At 66.9% G+C, this 20,681-nt stretch carries 8 protein-coding genes and 2 pseudogenes; 8 read left to right on the top strand and 2 right to left on the bottom strand.

All coding sequences use genetic code 11. From position 1 onward, the window contains the following. Positions 1-601 precede the first annotated feature (601 nt). The 4 genes and pseudogenes from AB0L56_RS21725 to AB0L56_RS21710 form a co-directional block, all read left to right on the top strand. Positions 602-1,480 carry a hypothetical protein gene (locus AB0L56_RS21725; protein ID WP_365425576.1) on the top strand — a complete coding sequence of 293 codons (879 nt, stop codon included), beginning with the start codon at positions 602-604 and terminating at the stop codon, positions 1,478-1,480. Next, positions 1,477-2,748 (top strand): DNA cytosine methyltransferase, encoded by a 1,272-nt coding sequence (locus AB0L56_RS21720; protein WP_365425456.1) that lies wholly within the window; start codon positions 1,477-1,479, stop codon positions 2,746-2,748. The genes AB0L56_RS21725 and AB0L56_RS21720 overlap by 4 nt, the downstream gene beginning before the upstream one ends. Then, positions 2,748-3,865, top strand: a pseudogene (locus AB0L56_RS21715) (DnaB-like helicase N-terminal domain-containing protein). The gene AB0L56_RS21720 and the pseudogene AB0L56_RS21715 overlap by 1 nt, the downstream one beginning before the upstream one ends. Before the next feature lie 63 nt (positions 3,866-3,928). Beyond that, positions 3,929-4,618: pseudogene (locus AB0L56_RS21710) on the top strand (hypothetical protein); the annotation flags it as partial. A 3-nt stretch (positions 4,619-4,621) separates the two neighbouring features. Here the strand turns inward: AB0L56_RS21710 and AB0L56_RS21705 are convergent. Continuing rightward, positions 4,622-9,874 carry a DUF3883 domain-containing protein gene (locus AB0L56_RS21705; RefSeq protein WP_365425454.1) on the bottom strand — a complete coding sequence of 1,751 codons (5,253 nt, stop codon included), beginning with the start codon at positions 9,872-9,874 and terminating at the stop codon, positions 4,622-4,624. Between the two features lie 530 nt (positions 9,875-10,404). On the opposite strand from AB0L56_RS21705, the gene AB0L56_RS21700 reads away from it, so the two are divergent. The 4 genes from AB0L56_RS21700 (at position 10,405) to AB0L56_RS21685 (ending at position 19,027) form a co-directional block, all read left to right on the top strand. Next, positions 10,405-13,578, top strand: coding sequence for a DEAD/DEAH box helicase family protein (locus AB0L56_RS21700; protein WP_365425452.1), 3,174 nt, complete (start codon positions 10,405-10,407; stop codon positions 13,576-13,578). 276 nt (positions 13,579-13,854) lie between these two features. Further along, positions 13,855-15,858 carry an AAA family ATPase gene (locus tag AB0L56_RS21695; RefSeq protein ID WP_365425450.1) on the top strand — a complete coding sequence of 668 codons (2,004 nt, stop codon included), beginning with the start codon at positions 13,855-13,857 and terminating at the stop codon, positions 15,856-15,858. Beyond that, positions 15,846-17,483: a UvrD-helicase domain-containing protein gene (locus AB0L56_RS21690; RefSeq protein WP_365425448.1), complete on the top strand. Its 1,638-nt coding sequence runs from the start codon at positions 15,846-15,848 to the stop codon at positions 17,481-17,483. Before AB0L56_RS21695 ends, AB0L56_RS21690 begins: the two co-directional genes overlap by 13 nt. Before the next feature lie 434 nt (positions 17,484-17,917). Further along, positions 17,918-19,027, top strand: a complete 1,110-nt coding sequence (locus tag AB0L56_RS21685; protein ID WP_365425446.1) for an HNH endonuclease — start codon at positions 17,918-17,920, stop codon at positions 19,025-19,027. A gap of 269 nt (positions 19,028-19,296) precedes the next feature. On the opposite strand, the gene AB0L56_RS21680 is transcribed toward AB0L56_RS21685, so the two are convergent. Next, positions 19,297-20,433, bottom strand: coding sequence for a tyrosine-type recombinase/integrase (locus AB0L56_RS21680; RefSeq protein WP_365425444.1), 1,137 nt, complete (start codon positions 20,431-20,433; stop codon positions 19,297-19,299). Positions 20,434-20,681 lie beyond the last annotated feature (248 nt).

Below are 20,681 nucleotides of genomic sequence, written 5' to 3'. Positions count from 1 at the left end.
ATCTCCGAGGCACAAGGCCCAACCCGCAGAAAGCGCCCTCCGCGCCGCCAGCGCCCGCTGCCCGGCGCCGCGTATGACGACACCGCCCGAGGGCCTCCTGTTCGACGTGGCTTCCCCGCCTTCACCGGCCACCCGCCACCGCTGGCCTGCCGCAACAGCCCGCCCCCGAGTAAGGCCCCTCCTGGCCACCATCGACTCCCTCCAACCCTCCTCGCCCAACCCCGATGCGTGCTCGGCGTGTTCGTTCCCGCCGGACTGCATCCGGCCCGCGCCGAGCGCCATCAGCTCGACCAGATCGCACGGCCGGCGCCGAACTGACCGCTGCCCTGGCCCGCGCCGTGGAGAACCAACGCCGCCAGACCGACGCCACATCATGACGGGTCGTCCTGATCGGGCCTGCACCGCAGCAGTTCATCGAGTCGGCCGCCGACCTCCTGGACCGCATTCTCACCCTCTGCGACGCCGTATCCCACGACCGGCCGGAATCCCCCCGCCACTGACGCGACAGCCGCGATGCGAGCGCGCCCTCCCTTTCCCCTTACACCCAGGACAGACCATTTCAGATCAGCCCCGATTCCGCGCTCTCTCCCTCGGCGCGGGAATCCAGTCCAGCACACTCCTCGCCCTGTCAGCTGAGGGCATTCTACCCAGGGTAGACTACGCGATTTTCGCCGACACCGGATGGGAACCCGAAGCGGTTTATGCACACCTTGACCGCCTGGAAGAAGAGATAGCCGCGCCCGCCGGGATACCCGTACTCCGCGTGTCGGCCGGAAATATCCGCGACGACGCGCTGAACCCGGATCACCGGTTCGCATCCATGCCGCTCCACATCCTCAATCAGGACGGGCGACCTGGAATGACCCGACGGCAGTGTACCGGGGAATATAAGGTTAAGCCGATCAAGCAGAAGGTTCGCGAACTACTCGGCTACCCCTATCCGGCCCGCATCCCGAAGAGCGTTTTCGTCGAGCAGTGGGTAGGAATCTCCACGGATGAATTCCACCGCGCGAAGGATGCGGACGTCAAGTACATGCGCAACCGGCATCCTCTTCTGGACATGTCCTGGAGCAGGACCGACTGCGTGCGTTACCTGACCTCACTCGGTCTCGCAGATACACCGAAGTCGAGTTGCCTGGGGTGCCCGTTCCACGGGAATGCGCAGTGGCGGCATATCAGGGACACCTCCCCGTCCGAGTGGACGGACGTCGTCGAATTCGACGCGGCCATCCGGCAGGGCAATGCCCGTGCCAACGCCTTGGGCAGCCGCCTGCTCGGTGAGGCGTTCCTGCACCGCTCCCGCGTCCCACTGAGCCAAGCGCCGATCGACCACGTCACCGCCGCCGAGCGGGCCGCCCTGCAGATCAGCGCGGACGAGGCCGACGTCCTGGAGAAGGGGGTCAAGGACGGCTGCTCGCCCTGGGCGTGCCGCGGCGACGCCGACGCGCTGACGCAGGACGACTTCGGGCTGGCCACGTGATACTCGACCTCTTCGCGGGGCCGGGCGGCTGGAGCACGGCACTGCACGTCCTGGGCGTGCGCGACGTCGGGCTGGAATGGGACCCGTGGGCGTGCAAGACCCGCGCAGCGGCAGATCAGTTGACCATCCGGTGCGACGTGGCGAGGTATCCGACCTGGCCGTTCCTCGGCCGCACCCGCGGTGTGATCGCTTCGCCGCCGTGTCAGGCGTGGAGCATGGCCGGCAAACGCCTCGGCCTGGTCGACCAGCCACTGGTGCACGCAGCAGTCGAAGACCTGGCCGCCGGGCGCGACACCCGCGAACGCCTCCTCTCCGCCTGTCGTGACGAGCGCTCCCTGCTCGCTGCCGAGCCGATGCGCTACCTGTACGCGCTGAACACGGTCGGTGAGCCCGACTGGGTAGCCATGGAGGAAGTACCGGACGTGCTGCCCTTGTGGAAGCAGTACGCGGCCGTCCTGCGAGGGTGGGGGTTCTCCGTCTGGTGCGGGATCCTCAACGCCGCCGACTTCGGCGTCCCACAGACCAGGAAGCGAGCGATCCTCCTGGCCTCCCGCGTCCGGACGGCGCAGCCGCCCACGCCCACGCACGCCCAGCTCGCCGAGCCGGAATCGCTGTTCGGTCCGGGCCGTGCCCGCTGGGTCAGCATGGCCGAAGCTCTGGGATGGGGCGCGACCGACCGGCCCGTCCCCACCGTCTGCGCAGGAGGTGGGCCCGGAGGCGGCCCCGAACCGTTCCCGTCGGGCTCCCGCAAGACGCTGTCCGACGCCAGGGAGCGCGGCACCTGGATGCCCCGGCCGGACGGAGTGGTCCTGCAGTCCCGCCGCGAAGGCGCCGGATGGGCGGCCCGGCACGGCACCCGAGACAACCGTACGGCCGACGCTCCGGCGCCCACGTGCACCGCCGAAGCCCACCGCTGGTCCTGGTCCCTGCGCAGCAACAACCAGGCCAACGCCACCGTCCGGTCCATCCAGGAGCCGGCGGGCACGCTGTTCTTCGGGCACCGCGCCAACGAGTGCACCTGGGTCGCCGAACCCTCCACACCGCCAGCCGAAGAAACCGATGCGCCGGCCGTTCCCGAGCCGATCCGGATCACCGCCCGCGAGGCCGGCCTCCTGCAGACCTTCCCCGCCAACTACCCCTGGGCCGGGAACAAGGGCCAGCAGTTCTCCCAGATCGGCAACGCCGTGCCCCCGCTACTCGCCGGCCACCTCCTCGCCCCGCACCTCGGCCTCCCCCTCGACCCCGACGACTTCACCCTCGCCACCTGATGCCCCACACCCCCGAACCCGATGAAAACGACCTCGACGCCGTCCCACCGCCCCAGCCGGTGTTCCACGTCGAGCAGGCCCTCCTGGGGGCCCTCCTCCTCAACCCGCACCGCCTGAACGACGTGAACGGCATCACCGCCGACTCCTTCTCCACCGCCGCGCACACCGCCCTGTACGCCGCGATCAGCACCCTGCCGCAGCCCGACCCCGCCGAGCACGCGAAGAACACCAAGTGGCTCGACCGCGTGCTCACCGCGGGTCGGGAGCAGGCGCGCGGTCTGACCGCCACCTACCTGCACACCCTCGTCCAGGTCTGCCCCTGGCCCAGCCACGCCCCCGCCTACGCCCGCATGGTCGAGGCCGAGCACGCCCGCCGCCGCCTGCTGACGGCCGCCGAACGCCTCATCCACACCGTCCACGACGCCAGCCTCCCGCTCCCCGTTCAGACGGTGCTCGCCGAGGCCGACGCACTCGCCGCGGTCGTGGACGACGTCGCGAACCGCTTTCCCCCGCGCTCCGGCGTCCTCCCCCGCACCCCAGCGCCGCCACCCGTTCTCGCCCCTGACCACACCGAGGCGTCGAGGAGGAGCAACTGCTGCTCGCCACCGCCACCGCCCGCCCTGACGACATCGACGCCGTGCGGTGGCTGGTCCCCGACGACCTCACCCTGCCGCTGCACGCCGACCTGTGGCAGTGCCTGACCACCCTCGCCCGCCGCAACGAGCCCGTCGACCCCGTCACCGTCCTGTGGGAAGCCCAGCAGCGCGGCCTGCTGGACGGCGGCAGTGAACCAGGCGCGGTCCTGCGCATGCTGGCCGAACCGGCCGGATCCGTCGGGCACTGGGCCGAACGTGCCCTGCAGCGCTCCTTCCTGGCCACGGCCGAGCACACCGGACGACGCATCGAGGCGTACGCCGGCGACCCGGCGAACACCCCCTTCCAGCTCGTCGTCGGCGCCCGCCGCGCCCTCGCTGACATCGCCGCTGTCCGCACCCGCTGGCAGAACGCCACCGGAACCACCCCGCCACAGCAGCGGCGACCGGCGCCTGCCATCCGCGCCGGCCCGCCGACCACCACGGCCGCACACGCCGCCCGATCCACACGAGCAACCCGATAACTCTCGAGTACGCCGGTGGCCGGACCCGAAGGCCCGGCCACCGGTAGAACATGAGACCCCCACGTGACTCCCGCCATCGACGCTCATGTCCGCCTCGACACCCACCCCACTCGCCCGAGCGCCGTGCAGGCCGTCCTGACCGGCACCCAGGCCCACGTCGCCTCCATGGCTCTGGAGGCTGCCGGCTGGAGTGCCGCCGCCACAGGCGTCCTGGTCCTGGCTCGCATCGATCACGAAGAGCCCTACTGGGCCGCCGACGCCGCCCAGCACCTGACCACCGAAGGCATCACCGTCGAGATCACCCCGCGCCTCCAGGAGGCCATCGACGAGGAATGGACCTGGCCGAACTACCCGATGCCCTGGTGCACCCGCAGCGAAATCCGCGAAGTCTCCAACCAGGCGCAGAAGATCCACGACGGCATCCGCAACGGCCACCTCCTGATTCACGCCCACGCCCACGACGGCCACACCACCGTCGCGGTCGGCACATACCTCCACCGGGGCGGCAAGTCCGTCTACCTGCACGGCGAGGATCATCTGCGTCAGGTCGCCGACACCTTCGACTCACCCGCGGAGGCACTGGTGGCCTTCGAGAAGGTCCACGCGGCCGAGATGTGCCCCGGCCCGGCGCCCCTGACCGACACCGAACGCGCCGCCATCGCAGCGCGTTCCGTCTTCGACGTCACCACAGCCAAGCCCGAACCGTCCCGCCCGGAGACGGAGGCCGTCCCCCTCTACCTGGCCGATGCCGGTCGCCTACGGGGATGGTTCCGGTCGTCCCGGCGGCAGTTCGAATCGCAGGCGCATGGCCGTGCCGACGAGGCGGTAGCCGGCAAGGCCGGGGGCGCCGAATGGGTTAGGGAGAGGGGTGATGCGTCGGTGGGTGCTATCGAGGACGTGGGAAACGTAGACGATGGTGTACGTCTCGTCCGGGCGGAGGTGACTTGCCCTTTCGACTTCGGACTCGCCAAGTTCGAACTCGCCCCGGTCCCCGGTTGAGGCCTTCACTTCGTACAGGAGGGTCCGGTCCCTGTCGTGAATGAGGAAATCGTAGCCGAGGCTGTCGTCGCCCGAGCCGTCGGCGAAGACGTATTGGCGTAGCCCGGACTTCCAGGATTCTTCGCGGGGGACGCCGTATTGCCGCTCCAGCCAGGCGGCCACGGCCACCTCCCCGGCGAGTCCGACAGCTCTGTCCCTCTGGGGGTCCCGGGGGACGGCCCGGTATCCCCCGCCGCGACCGGCGGCCGCGGAGGGGGTTCGTTGTCTCGGGAGGGTGGGTGCTGACGGTGTCCCGGGCTGTGGGGAGGCGGCGAGTTGGTCGGGGGTGAGGTCGGCGGCGACCTGTTGGGCGAGATCGCGCAGGTGGTCGGGGCCGATCGGGAGGGCACGGCCGTTCAGGGGAAGTGAAGGGCCCGACGGCGCGGCAGGGAGCGGGGTACTACCGACGGGCGGGCTCGGCGGGAGGGGCGCGGGTTCGTGCAGGCCGAGGTCGGCCGCCCGGTCCGTGGCGGGCATGCCCGCGGGCCAGTGACCGTGGGTCTGGAGCCAGGCGATGAGCGTGCGGGTGCTGATCGGCTCGAAGTCGAGCAGACCTTCGGCGTCCATCGCCGACGCGACCTCGGTGGCCGACGGCAGGGAGGGGGCCTCGCGACCCTGGCGGTTCAGCCAGGCTTGCATGCGGACACGCAGGCGGGGAAGGCGCGCGTGGATGGTATCGACGCAGTCCTCGTGGATCTCGGCCACCGGGCGCGGGGGGTGCTGACGGGCCGGTGGCGGGGGCAGGTGCGTGACCATCCATTCCTCGGCGTGGGCGTCGAGGAGGTTAACAGGAAGGTCCCAGTGTTCGAGTCCCCACTGGGGGTCCGGCTTTAGTCCGGGGAGCGAGCGCAGCCGGACGTACTCCGTGAGGGGGGCTCCCGCCTTGTGCGGGGCCACGTAGGCGTCACGGACGCGGTCGGCCATGCGGGCCCGGTTCTGCTGCAACCAGGCTTGGAACTGCCGTTGGTGGGTCTCCACGTTGTCGACGGTCGGCAGACCCAGTGTCTGCCAAGCGCGGTTGGCCTCGGCCAGGGGCACTCCAAGCGCGGACAGCATCCGCTGCCAGTCGCTCTCCTCCACGAGCCCCAGCAAGTGGTCGGCGCGGTCGACATCGAGCCGGGCGACCAGCCAGTCGTGGAGTTCGCCGCGATCGTGCAGGGTCTCCTGTCCGCGTTGCAGTTCCTCGGCGAGGGCGAGGTCGACGCAGGCGAGCAGGGGGACGAGTCGGGCGCTGCCGGAGCGAATCGAGGCGCGGTCAGCGAGCACCGCCTCCAGGCGCTGTTGCGGGATGGCGAGCACAGAGGCGATGTCCGCTTCGGTGACGTCCGCGACGGTCCGGCCCAGCCGGTTCAGTGCGATGAACGCTAGCTGTACCTCCGTGCTCAGGTACGGAGCGCCGATCAGGGTACTCAGGGCGGTAGCGGCGACCTCCAGCACATGCCAGTCGGAGCGCTGCCGCGCACACACCACGACGAGGCAGGGTTCGTCCGGATCGTTATGCAGGAGGGAGCGGTCATCGTCAGAAGCGTCGAGGGTGTGCCCGGCGATATGGGTGACTGCGGTCCGCGCCACGACGACGCCACAGGATCGAAGCCGTTGCCTGACGCGGCGCGCGGCAGGCACCGTGGCTCGGGAGGACCGCTCCTCGTCGAACTCGACCAGCGCGACCATGAGGGTCTCCAGCCAGGGCCCAGCCAGGGCAAACAGCGGTACTCGGGGTGCGTCGGCGATCGGCAGCTGGTCGACCCGGACGTCGAGTTCCGCCTCGCTCGTCGGTCGGATCACGAAACGGCCCTGCACCTCCAGGTGCTCGTGAATGCGCTGGCCCAGAGCCCGGTCGTCGACCGGAAGGACGGGCAAGGGTGCCTGGTCGAGCAGCCTCCGCTGCTGGGTGCCGCGGATGTCGGCCACGTAGACCGGCTCCGGCTCGGACTCGGCTGCCAGGACATCCAGTGTCCCGGCCCGGCTCACAAGGAGTTCGGGGAGGATCCCGGAACGCCACCCGCTGCCGAACCCACCCAGAGGAAGGAGGTCCGCCCAAGCCTGTTCGTAGGCCCGCCGCAGCAGATGCCCGAGGCGTCCCTGCCGTAGCCGGGGCATACGGCGGAGCAGGGCGGGCAGGTGGCGGAGCCGGTCCGCGGCGGTCCCGGGATCGTCCCAGCGGCGTACGCCGAGCAATTCCAGGCGTTTGAGCACGCGGTCCGACTGCCGTCTGGGCAGCGCGGCGGAGGCTACGGTGAGGAAGGTGGGCGGCGCCTCCGCCGAGGCCCACCACCACGCCTGGCCGGCCGTGGTGAAAGCGGGGGTGTCTTCGTCGTCGCCCGTCTGGGGAATCCACGGCGCTCGGCTCAGGAAGGCCGCCAGCGGGGTGGGCCACGGTGTGCCCTTCTGATCCGAGCCGCCCGCGAAGCGGAACTCGAATGCCTCAGGGGCCCAGTTGTCCAGGCCGTGGACGATCAGTTCGGCGTAGAGTCGGCGGCTCCCCTCCTCGAACGCGGCGTACTCCCGCTGGCCGGGGAGCATGGCCACCTTCCTGCGGGTCGGGCGGTACTCGACGGTCTGGAAGAGATCGTCGCGGCGCTTGGGCCAGCGCTGGGCCGTCGACTGCCATTGGGCCCGCGCGTCCGGATCCAGCTTCAGGGCCCACAGTCCGGGAAAGGCGGAGGGGCGGTTGAGATGCTGCCCCTTCACCGCTTGGAACGTTGGCACGTAGGTCGGTAGCAGGCCGTGGCGAACTCCCTGCTGTTCGAGGAAGCGCCGCAGGGTCTGTGCGTCGGTGCGGGTGCCGGCACAGATGTCCTGGGCGGGGCGGACGACCCGGTCGGCGGCGGCGACCAAGTCACGGGAGACAGCCTCGGTGCAGTCGAGGAAGCGGGCCAGTGTCCGGTCGATCCCGCCGGGCCCGCCCGACCAGCCCTCTCCGAACATGGCCTCCGTCGCGGTCACCCAGCCCTTGCGGCCCGGCACCAACAGCCCCTTGATCACGGGCCGCTTGCCGTGCCGGTCCGGGGAGGACTCCCACAGGGCGCAGGCGAACAGGAGGTGCTCGCGCAGGGCCTCGTCGTCGTCCTGGACTTTGCGCATGGCCTCGCCCAGCACGTCCAGGAGGGCTTGCGGGCTGTAGTCCCGTACCAGCCTCTGTTCCTCCAGCCAGGTACGGCCGCGGGAGCGCCGGCTGGTCTTCCGTCCCGTCCAGGCGATCTCCGTGTGGACGAAGGAGATGCTCTTCGCGAGGCCGGGTGGTAGGGCGGGCGGTGTGGCCGACGGGCCGTCCGAGCGGCGGAAGAACAGCCCGGGATCGCCGGCCGGAGCTCGCGTCCCGTCGACCGTGAGGACGATCTTCCTGTCCTTTAGCTCCTCGCCGGTACGAGAGAAGCAGGTCGAGAGATCGTGGTAATAGTCCGCCCACCTGCCTGCGTCGAACTCGTTCTCGGCGAGGGCCGAGGCTACGCTCTCCGCCCAGCCGGCGAGCACGGAGGCGTCAGGAACGAGCCCCAGCCTACGGGCCGCGCCCAGCGCGACCAGCCGGTCGGCGCGCAGGGGATGCAGCCGCGGGTCGAGCACGTGCTGAAACCCGGCGGCGGCGACGGCCTGCGGTGTGAACACGCGGGCCCGGTCGGGGCCGTGCCACAAATAGCCTTGCCGGAAAGAGGTGCGGGCTCCAGGGGGATGCAGTACCGGCATGAACGGGACATCGTCGAACTCACGGTCCTGTGCCGTGAAGGCCAGCTCTAGGCGCCGCATCTGATCGTGGTCCCAGCACATTAGGTCGACCAGGGCACCCGCGGGCATCGCGACGCGGCCCTCGTCGACCAGGACCGCCGCCCGCGCGCAGGCCTCGGCCGCGGTGTCGAGCAGCAGGTCGTTCCAGTGCGTGGCCTCGGCCATGGTGCGTCGGCTCACGTCCGTGTGGAACGGAGCGTTGAGGAATCCGCGGACCGGGCAGGTCGGTTGTGCGCCCATAGGCAGGAACGTGTAGAGCCTGCCGCGATTCAGCGGTTCGCCCGCCGGCACCGCCACGCTGACCACGGCCGAGTCGCCCAGGGCCCGCCAGTCTTCCGTCAGCGGTCCGCATTCGACATCGGCGGCGATGGCCTCGTGCGCGCGGTCACGGTCCACCGCGGCCGTCACCATGATCAGGCGGGTGCGACGACGCAGGGTGACCTGCTGGATCTTCAGGCCACGCGAGGTGAGGAGCGGCTCCACCTTACGTGTGTAGACGTTCGAGCGCCCCCGGCTGCCCACCCGGTGCGTCACAGACACCTTGCCGAGGCGGTCCAGGAAGAGCTCGAACGGCACCCCGTCGTCGGTCAGTTCGCGCAGCTGGCGTACCGCTTCCTGGCGCGCGTCGGCGTTTCGCAGCGGGAGCCGGACCACGGTCACCAGACCACGGCGGCAGAAGGGCACCACCGCGGCCGGGATGTCGTCCACCGGCACCGGAACCTTCAACGACGAGAGGTTCGCACGTAGCTGACCGGCTGCCTCCGGACGGTCGGGCGCGACCTGGCGCGCCAGTCGATCGAAGTCCTCGTCCCGGGCGAAGCGGAAGCAGAACCCGTCGAAGGTCTTGGACGTTGTCCGTGCGACGCTGTACAGCTCCGGCGCGGCGGTGAGTTGCAAGACACTCTTGAAACCGACGCCTTTGTGGCCGATGCCCTCGTCAGGGCGCTTGCTCGACAAACCGATGCTGCACAGAGCCTCGAAGTTCTTGGGGCCGAGGGGCCTGCCGCCATTCGCAACGTACAGGACACCGTGTTCGCCCTCGTCCTCGTCGAGCACGATCTCGACGCGGCCGACGCCGTCGCGATCGGGGTGCGCGTCATGCGCGTTCTGGAGCAGTTCGACGAGCACGCGCCCCTTGTACTCCGGCGAGAGCATCCGTTCGGTGACTTTCTTGATCTCCAGAGCGGCGCGTCGTCCGCGCTTCAGGTCGTCCAGACACCCCTCGGCCTCCATGACCGCCGTCGCCACGACCTGCTTGTGCCTGGCCGAGCCGGGACCCGTGGGCCGCTTCGTTCGCCGCTGTCCGTCGGTCACTGTCCCCCCAAAGGCCCCTGAACGTACTGATGCCGACGATACGGGTGACCACTGACATTCGGGCGCACAACCCGGAGCACGACGGTCGGCGGGGGCTCCTGATCCCGCCGACCGCCATCAACGCCCTCGGAGACCCCACCTTCCGGCCGAGCGGCGAAGGCATCGCTGCTTCCTCAAGGATGGTCGGCCGAGCGTTCTAATCGCAACGCGGTACAGCGTTTCTACATGCAGAGGACGGCAACTTCCCTCGTCCGCGCGGAAGCGGCGACGTCTCCGCGGCGTCCGGCCAGGGCCCAATCTCACTGAGCCCTGGAGCAGGTCACCCGGCATTTGGGGTGCGGTAGTCAACTCATGGGTGTATATCGGTTGAATCCCTACTGGCGTTCTGTGAGGGGCGCGGTAGTCGGATTGGGCGCTGGGGCGACTGAGCTACCAGTCCCAACGGGTAAGGAACAGGAGCACGTGTGCACGTCGTGACCAGCAATGTGTGGGCCCAACAAATCGTCTTCGGCCGCAATACGGTGCGCCAACTACTGGTGCCGTCAGGCACCTTGAATGTGCTGGAGGCAGCCACCGGACTACAGGTAACGAGCGAACAGGGCAGATGGCCGGCGATCCGCGCCGGAGGCGGAGAGCCAGAGCAGCTGACGGCTGTCATACCCACCGTCAGAACGAGCGGGCGTGTGGGATGGGTCGGCGACACGGTACTTCGCCCGCCGCAGACAGTGCTTGCCTCGTTCGTTGACGGCATCGGGTTCCGCGACCACACCGAACCGCACGCGCTACGACGTCCCCAGATCGGTGCCCTGCACTCGGTGATCGGCTACTGGGCCTCCGGAGTAACCGCTCCGGGAATCGTGGTGATGCCCACCGGAACAGGCAAAACAGAGACGATGCTCGCGCTGCTCGTGGCCGCCCGACCCGAGCGTCTGCTGGTGCTGGTTCCAACCTCGGCGCTGCGTGATCAAATTGCTGCGAAGTTCGAGTCGCTAGGCATCCTGCACACACACCAGATCGTCACCCCGGGCGTGATGCGGCCCGTAGTGGGCAAACTCCAGCACGGCTTCCACGACGCAGCCGATGCTGCGGCATTCGCCTCCGCCTGCAACGTGGTAGTCACCACCCCACACGCCCTTCAGGCCTGTGAGTCGGAATCTCTCGACACCCTGCTGGCCGCGTTCACTCACCTGGTGGTCGACGAGGCCCATCACGCGCCGGCACCCAGCTGGTCGCGCATTGTCGATACCTTCGCCGACCGGCGTGTCCTGCTGTTCACCGCCACTCCGTTCAGAGAGGACGGGCGTCCTGTGCCCGGGCGGACAATCTTTCGGTTCCCGCTGCGGGAGGCCCAACGGGACGGGTACTTCACCCCGATCAACTACCGGGCCGTGCTCAGCCTGGAGGGCACTGACCGAGAACTCGCGCAGCTGGCGGTGGGACAGCTGCGCCAGGACCAGGCGGCAGGGCTCGATCACATCGCGATGGTTCGGGCGAGAAGCATCGCACGGGCCAAAGAACTCGGCGAGCTCTATCAGGCGCTCGCGCCGGACATGAATCCGACCGTTCTGCACGAGAAGGTGTCGGCCAGAGCACGGCGTACGGCGCTTGCCGCTCTGACAGATCGGTCGTGCCGGATCGTGGTCTGCGTCGACATGCTCGGTGAAGGCTTCGATCTGCCAGCCCTGAAGATCGCCGCACTACATGATGTGAAGAAGAGCCTCAGCCCGATGATCCAGTTCATCGGGCGATTCACCCGTGCCACTTCCGCAGGCTCGACGATCGGAACGGCCTCGGTGTTCGTGGCCCGTGATCCGTCGGTAGCGCTGTCACCACTGCGTGAACTGCTGCGCGAGGACGCCGACTGGGACACTATCCTGCATGACATCACCGAACGGGCCACGGCGAGCGTGGAGGAGATCAGCGACTTCGAGGCGTCCTTCACCGATGCCCCGGAAGAGGTGTCAGTCGCAGTTCTGGAACCCAAGATGAGCGCCATCGCTCACCATGCTCCCGACCACACCTGGACTCCCGAACGGGCATTGGAGGTCTACAGCGGAGGACGGGTCCTGGACAGCACCATCGCGGTCAACACCACGTCCACTGTTGCCTGGTTCGTGGTGGAGACCCGCAGCGAAGTCCGCTGGGGAGCCCCGCAGGCCCTGGAGCAGGTCACCTACGAGCTGATCGTCATGTACTTCAGCCGTGCCCGAGGCCTGCTCTACATCCACGGCTCGAACAACACCGGTGACTACCAGGAACTCGCCCAGGCCGTCTTGGGCGTGGCATCCCGGCCAGTCACCGGCATGCCGACCTTCAGGGTGCTGGGCCACATGGAGCGCCTGATCCCCACCAACGTGGGCCTGCTGGATTCACGGGACCACTTCAACCGGTTCTCCATGCACGTGGGAAGCGACGTCTACGAGGCGCTGACCACCGCCGACCGTCAGGGCAAGAGCCAGACCCACATCGCCGCCTCCGGATTCCGCAACGGGGAGAAGACCACCATCAGCGCCGCCTTGTCAGGACGGTTCTGGTCGATGCAGACCGCCCCCAACCTCAAGGCCTGGACCGACTGGTGTGACGAGCAGGGGGCCAAGCTCACCGACACCAGTATCGACCTGGCCAGCGTCATGGAAGGGTTCATCTTCCCCCAGGACCTCACCGAACGCCCCGAGAGCGTACTCATCGCTGCCGAATGGCCCTGGCCGCTGTTCACCGGCAACGGGCCCGGCCCCCAGATCTCCCACGCCGGCACCGCCTACCCCGCCGTCGACGTCGCCCTGGAAGTGGCGAACCACTCCCCCACCGGCCCCTTCCGAATCCGCCTGACCACTCCCGCCTGGCAGATCGCCTACAGCGCCGACTTCACCGACAACGGACTGACCTACACTCCCGACGAGCTGGACGGGCGTGTCCGCTCGGGAATCCACGAGTATTCGCTTGAGGAATGGATCAATCGGCACAAGCCCACTCTGTTCCTGGCAGGCGACAAGATGATCACCGCCGAGGACCGGCTGCTCGCTCCACGCAAGGACCTCGCCCCCTTCGACCGCAGACGACTGACCATCCTCAACTGGGCCGGGGTGAACATCCAGAAGGAGTCGCAGACCGCCACACGCGAACCTGATTCCATCCAGGCCTACATCTCCGCCCACCTGCAGCAGTCGCAGGAGTTCAACATCCTCATCGACGACGACCGCGCCCGCGAAGCAGCCGACCTGGTCGGAATGAAGATCGACGGCGACGAACTCGTCGTCACCCTGGTCCACTGCAAGTACTCCTCCGAGCCAGCCCCCGGTGGCCGGGTGGCCGACTTGTACGAACTGTGCGGCCAAGCCGTCCGCGGTGCAAAGTGGCGGCAGGACCACCTGGGCCCGCTCCTAAACCATCTAGACCGACGCGCCAGAAGTTTCCGGGCACGCACCGGAGTCTCACCCTTCGAAGCGGGCAGCATCGAAGAGCTCTACCGCATCCGAGAACTCGCCCCGCAGTTGCGGCCGCGCCTCCACACCGTACTCGCCCAGCCCGGACTGTCCGCATCTGCATGCACCGAGGAACACCTACGGCTGCTGGCCGGCGCCGAAACCTACGTCCACGCCCTCACCCGGGGCACGTTCACCGTGTACTGCAGCGCCTGAACTCATTCGACGGGCCGACCCCCTGTCGCATCCGCACGAGCACGACCGAGCTGGGTTGGCAATCCTGCACATGCCATTTCATCACCACGCTCCTCGCGCGGGATCACAGACAGAGACTGATCAGCAACGACTCAAACAGACGTAACCCGTCACACCTCTGACCACTTTGAGTCAAGTAGGCATCTCTACCCCTTCCGTATCAGATACTGCTCTGACTCTCGGCAGGCACACGGGTGCCCTCCCGGGAGCTGGGGTGGGGACAAGATCGGGAGTGAGATGCAGCTGACGCATGCCGAAGTGATCAACTTTCGCGCCCTCGAGAGAGTGGACGTCCGGATTGATCCGAAGGCCACCCTCATCGTCGGGCGCAACAACAGTGGCAAGACGTCGTTCGTCAATCTCTTCGAAAAGTTCTTCGGTGAGGAAGACACGAGGTTCGTCCTGGAGGACTTCTCCACTTGCCGTATCGCCGACATCGAACAGGCGCGACAGATCTTCGGCGAGGCTCAGTCGCATGCCGGCCGTGGCGACTCCGCGACGAGCGAGGACCTGCTGGCCAAGGCCTACGATCTCGTCCCGGCCATCCAGTTGGTCCTCACCATCCAGTACACGGAGGACGACGACCTCGCGCCGCTCACGGGCGTGATCCTCGACCTGGACGACACGTGCTTCGAGGTCAAGATCGAAGCGGCGCTGGAGGTGGCCCGCCCGCACGACTTCCTCAAGGACTTCTGGTCGGCTAGCCAGCGGGAGCAGTTCGATCGCATCAAGTGGCTGCGCAAGAACTTCTCGGACTACTTCGCCGCGGCCTATCGCGCGGTCAGCCCCTTGCACGAGAACGTCCGCAAGGAGATCAAGCGTGGCGCCGCCGAATCCATCCTGTCGGTCAAGTTCGTCTACGCGCAGACCAAGATGGATGACACGCCGGGCGACAAGGCCCGCACATTGTCGAAGACGTTCGAGGCCTACTACAAGGTCAACAGCGGGCAGGAGGACCGTCACCAGAGCATCGAGCAGATCGAGACCGCTTTGGCCTCCGCCTCTCAGCAGCTCGACGACAACTACGCCACGCTGTTCGACCCGATCTTCGAGGACCTGCGTACCTTCGGGGTGGGCACCATCACCCCGGTCCAGAAGCCCCGCATCGTCTCCCTCATCGAGGCTTCTGGCATCCTGCGCGGCAGTACCCGCATCCAATACCCGTCCGGGGACGACGACTTCCATCTTCCCGAAGGTCACAACGGGCTGGGCTACAGCAAGCTGATCTTCACGATCCTGCAGGTCATCAGCTTTCACCAGACCTACGAGCGCACCACACCCAAACCGGCGCTGCAGGTGCTGTTCATCGAGGAGCCCGAAGCCCATCTGCATCCCCAGATGCAGGAGACGTTCATCAAGAACATCCAGGACTTCATCGACCGTAAGACGGGCTGGAAGGTGCAGGTGATCATCACCACGCACTCCTCCCACATCGTCGCCAGCAGCGGCTTCCACACAGTGCGCTACTTCGACCGTTCCGAGCCGCAGCTCACGGTCAAGGACCTCTCGACCTTCGAGGCCAACGTGAAGGCCACCCCGCAGGGTGACGAGACCCTGCGCTTCCTGCGCCAGTACATGGTCTTGCACCGGTGTGACATGTTCTTCGCCGACAAGGTGATCCTGATCGAGGGCACCGCGGAACGGCTGATCCTGCCGGAAATGGTCCGGCGCTGCGCCAAGGGGCTTCTGCACCAGTACGTATCGGTCATCGAGGTTGGCGACGCCTACGCCGTCCGCTTCCGAGATCTGATCGCCTTCCTGAACGTCAAGACGCTCGTCATCACCGACATCGACTCCGTGTGCCCCAAGCACCGCAAAGCCTGCCCACCCGGCCAGGGTCAGACGGTCACCTCGAACTCGACGCTCAAGCATTGGCTGCCCGCCAAGTCCAGCATCGCCGAGCTGCTCGCCACCGACCCGGCCGACAAGGAGCAGGGCCATGTCCGCGTCGCCTACCAGATCCCGGAGACAGATTCGGGAGCCTGCGCGCGGAGCTTCGAGGATGCCTTCATCATCGCTAACGCAGAACCCCTCGCGCGGGACTTCCGCCAGCTCGCCCTGAAGGTGGCCTTCGTCAAGGAGGTCGGGGCAGACCCCACTGCCGACGAGATCGAAGCCAAGGCCTACGACATCGCACAGCGACTCAGTGACCACAAGACGGACTTCGCCTTCGACGTCATGCTCTTGGAGGACTGGGCCGTTCCCCGCTACATCGCCGAAGGACTGCAGTGGCTCGCCTAGACACCCTCGAAGCCGTCGCCACCGAACTGGAGGCCCGGCGCAGCTTCCTCGTCGAAGCAGGGGCCGGCGCCGGCAAGACGACCACATTGGTGCGCGCCCTGCGGCACCTCTTGACCCACCGCCGTGCAGACCTGGAGGCACACGGTCGGAGGATCGCCTGCATCACCTATACCAACGTCGCAAAGAAGAAGATCCACGAACGCATCGCCGCAGATCCGCTCGTCGATGTCGGTACCATCCACGAATTCCTGTGGAGTGTCATCCAGCCGTACCAGCGTGAACTCTGGCAGCAGATTCTCGACTACAACAAGGACCTGTCCAAACCGGAAGACCTTGATGACGTTACTGATCCTCCCGTCATCGAGTATTCCGACCGTGGGCGCAGGCTGCACGAGGGGCGCATCTCCCACGACGACGTCATCGCGCTGTCGCTCCGTCTCGTCACGGCCCACCCCAAGCTCATACGCATCATCACCAGCAAGTACCCGGTCATCTTCGTCGACGAGTACCAGGACACCTCGCCCAAGACGATCCAGCTGCTGCTGGACCACCTGGCAGGCGCGGGCCGCGAGAAATGCGTGGTCGGTCTCTTCGGCGACTCCATGCAGAGGATCTACGAGTCCGGAGTCGGAGCGGTAAAACGGCCCGGCCTTCTCACTGAGATCACCAAGCACGAGAACTACCGCTGCTCGCCTCCCGTCGTCGAGGTGCTCAACCGGATGCGTCCCGAGCTCCCCCAGGACGCCGTCGGCAAGCAGCAGACCGGCGAGATCCACCTGTTCCTCAACAGCAGCATCCCGGCTGGCTATGAGCGACTCACCGCCGCCGAAGCAACACTCGCGCGGAACGGTTGGACACGGGAGAACTGTAAGTACCTGCTGCTCACCCACCGGGGGATAGCCGGCACCCTGGAGTACGCCAACCTCTTGGAGCAGTACCGAAAGCTGGGCCGCTACGGTCCCGACGACCTCATGGCCCGCAACGAGCCGTACATCCAGTACCTCACCCGCATCGAGGCCGTCAGCGCGGCGTTTCACAACAATGACTTCGCCGAGCTGACCAACCTGCTGGACGAGGGACGGACACAGATCACCCGTCACGCACACAAACGCGCCATCAGTGACGCGATCCGTGCGCTCGACGCCGTACGCAGCACCGGCACCATCGGCGAGGTGCTCGATCTGATGGCCGACGGCCATCTCCTCGCCCTGCCGGGAAAGCTCAAGGACCTGGAGCGCCGGAGATCCACAACGAACCTGGACGAGCGCGACCAGCGACGGGCGGACTTCTCCAATAACCTCCGCACCGTGTCCTACCGTGAAGTCATCAGCGTCACCCACTTCATCGATGAACTCACCCCGTTCTCTACCCAGCACGGTGTCAAGGGTGACGAATTCGAAAACGTCGTCGTAGTGGTCGACGACCGCGCCTGGAACAGGTTCAGCATCGGCAAAATGCTCGCCGGCACCGACAAACCCGACCGTACCGAACGGTCACGCAACCTGTTCTACGTCTGCTGCTCCCGAGCCCAGCGCGGCCTGGCCGTGGTATTCATCGACGATCTCCCGGACGGAGCTGAGCCCACCCTTCACGCCTGGTTCGAGTCAGGCACCATCCACCCGTGAATGCGCACCAGCCAGACCAGTTACACATTCCGGACTCCGGCCCCTGTAGCGCAGCCCCACTGCCATTGGGCGGACCCTTACGCAGGAGTGAACCGGGGGCTGCGATGGACGAAGGCATCATCTACAGCGGGCCGCTGGGCCACGTGGCCCAGCAATTGGCCCGGCCAGCGGGGACGGATCCATCAGGCGTGTACGCCGCCGCGGTGAGCTGGTGGTCCGCAGCCATCGCTCCGGCCGTCTCACTCAGCATGTGGCCCAGTGCACCCTTGTCCGTATGGACCACCTTCGTCGAGTCCAACGGACATGGCCTGCCCCCGCTACAAGACGTCTTGCGCCCTGCCCTGCAAGCGCCAGCCCCACTGCTGACACATCACGACGTATCTGACGTGCAGCTATTCGGCTCCGCCGGACACACCACTCGGAGGGCCGGAAGAATGGGCAAGGCCGTCTCCACTCTTCTGCTGACCGGCAGTCCCTTCCGCCAAAGTCGCGGCAGGCCCACCATCTCCCTCTCGCTCGAAGCGCACCTGCGCAGAGCGTGGGATGGCCAGGACCGGCTTCCTTCACGCGGCAAGCGGCGCAACCGACTCTATGGCGCACCAGCCCCACCGCACGTCGGCGTGCTCTGGGAGGTGTCACTTGATGAGTGGAAGACCTTTCGCTCCACCGATGCCGCGACCTACTCCAGGACTCTGCACTTCAGTCGCCGAGCAACCCTCGAGGCGGTCCCCGACGCCTCCGGCGCACCGGAGAAGGACTGGCAACAACTGCTCGCGGATGCCTACACCTGGGCCTTTCAGACCAAGTTCGTCTTGACCTGTACGCCCCGTGCGGGAGCGAAGTGGGACGCGATCCGAGAAGCAGAAAACGTCTGGTTCGCTGTGCTCCCCGAGCACGAGGCCGGTTTCTTCGTGCGGACGGACGATCATGTGTCACGCATTGCCGGCACTCTTGCTGCGACCGAGTGCACGGCGATCCATGGCAGGCACATCGACGCCGCATGGTCGCTTGTCCGCCGTTCTATCCTTGACACGTTGCAGCTGAACGCGGTGCGCCTGGAGAAAGTCCTGCCTGTTGTCACGCGCCTGAGTGGTGCAGTGTTCGGGGTCACGGGTCCTGAGGGCACCGCGCCGCCGTTTTACCCGGACGGCGCGTCGCCGTATCGCTCCGCCTCCGGTTCCGAAGACCCGATTCTCCCGGCTTCCCGACGCAACGTCAGCTCCACCAAGCTACTCAAACAGTGGTATGAAGACCGATGCCAGATGTGCGGAGAGGTACTTGTACTGCCCGCGCCCCTCAACCGGTACAGCGAGGGAGCACACATCCGAGCCCGGGGCGACGGCGGTCCCGACACGGTGGAGAACCTTCTCTGTCTGTGCCCGAACTGTCACGTTCTCTTCGACTTCGGGGCGCGCGCCCTGACCGATGACCTGCGAATCATCGACACTGTGACCGGGACGCATTTGGGCCAGCTAAACGTGCACCGCTGGCATCGGATAGACGTCCGGTTCATCCGCCATCACCGACGGCGCTGGCACGAATAGGCCCACCCATTGATTGCACAGCCCTGACACGCACAGGCTCGGCCGAGCTCTCAGAATATCCGGATTTTCTACTTCCTTCCCGCGGGATATGATTAATAACTTCACCCGACTCCACACCGCGCCCCGGAGCAATGTCCAGCAAGTCAGCACGCTGGGACTGCGTCCTTGCCTCCTCTACCATCCAGTCCCGGCGAGCCTGCACGACCCCTCCTGCGACCGTCCGATCCAGTTCCAGAACAACCGGATGGGGCCCACTGCGCCAGCGACTGTCACGCCGTTTCCCAGAGACCGGCGTCAAGGATGCGCGCGGCCTTGGTGATACTGCCCGGCATCAGGTGCCGGTAGGTGCGGTAGGTCTCCTCGATCGACTTGTGCCCCATCCACTCCGCCACGTCCGTGATCGGTATGCCGTTGCCGAGTGCGTTGGACGCGAAGTAGTGCCGGAAGCCATACATCCCCATCCTGTCCATCTCCGGCAGTTTGTCGAAGAGCGCGTGAACGCGCCGGCGTTCCATCGGTTCTGTGTAGTATCCGCTCGGCCCTCGCAGCAGATACCCTTCCCGCGTAGTGCCGTGCTTCTCCTCGTATCGTTCGATTGCCTCCCGCACCGAGCGTGGCAGCGGCACCTCCCGGAACTCCCCTACCTTGCGGTGCTTGAGCTTGGCCGGCCGGTGCGTGTTGGAGTGGATCTGCTCGTGCACCCGGTACACATCGTCGGCCACCACGTTGTTGATGTTTACCGCCCGGGCCTCACCATTGCGCAGCCCGCACCCCGCCATCATGACGATCTCCATCGCGAGATCGTCACCCGCGACCGCCAGCGCCTGCTTCACATACTCCAGGGACGGAATGACCACCTTCTCCCGAACGTACTCCGGCTCCTGTACCCCCTTCACCGGGTCGTCCGCCATCGCCCCCTTGTCAAAGGCGTCCCGCAGAATCGTCTTCAGGATGCGAAATATGTTGACCTGGTTCCCTCGGCCGACACCGTCCGCCTCCAATGTTTCCAGGAAACGCTCCACCACGAGCGGCGTGACGGTATTCAGCTTCCGGAAACCCATGCGCGGAAAGATGTGCACGTTGAGGGAGCTGTCAACGTGCTCGCCCGTGGAGTACTCGGTCATCTTTCGCTGCCGGGACCGCCACTCCTTCGCGTATTCCGTCACCGTCTTCTGCCCCAGCTCGCGACGCGCCTCTGCCACAGATGGCGCCGTACGCTTTTTCTCCGTGTAGATCTGCGTCAGGCGCTCGATCGCATCGTCCTGCGTGCCGAAGCCGCTCTCCTCGGACTGCTTTCCCATCCCGTTCCGGAAGCGGATCGTGTACGGATGCGGACACCGGGACGGCCGGGCACAGCCGCAGTCCTTGAAGAACGACCCCATCCCCCGGGCGAGCTGACGAGCCAAGAGACGCAACCTCCAAACGAGAGCCGGACATTCGCGCTCAGGCCCCGCCACGGCGGCCGTCAGGTCAGCAAGTCAGGACGCTCCCGCGTCCGATGCTGACCATTTGCTGACCTGAGCGGCCCCATCATGCCTCTGACCTGCGCAAATGTCCAGATAGTAGATCTTGGACTTGATCAAAGTTCGCAGCACTTTAGACTCCTAGAAGACGGCTCCCCGCCAACTTTCTGCAGGTCAGGGGCGTCCCTCAC

Origin of the sequence: Streptomyces sp. NPDC052079, from assembly GCF_040680275.1 — a bacterium.
In the GTDB taxonomy this organism is placed as follows: domain Bacteria; phylum Actinomycetota; class Actinomycetes; order Streptomycetales; family Streptomycetaceae; genus Streptomyces.
Note: the sequence above shows the minus strand (reverse complement) of the source record. Positions and strands in the feature narration are given on the sequence as shown.

Bases quoted from the DNA above. Each gene is read 5' to 3' on its own strand.
- AB0L56_RS21695 (WP_365425450.1), top strand. From the start codon at position 13,855: ATGCAGCTGACGCATGCCGAAGTGATCAACTTTCGCGCCCTCGAGAGA.
- AB0L56_RS21685 (WP_365425446.1), top strand. From the start codon at position 17,918: ATGGGCAAGGCCGTCTCCACTCTTCTGCTGACCGGCAGTCCCTTCCGC.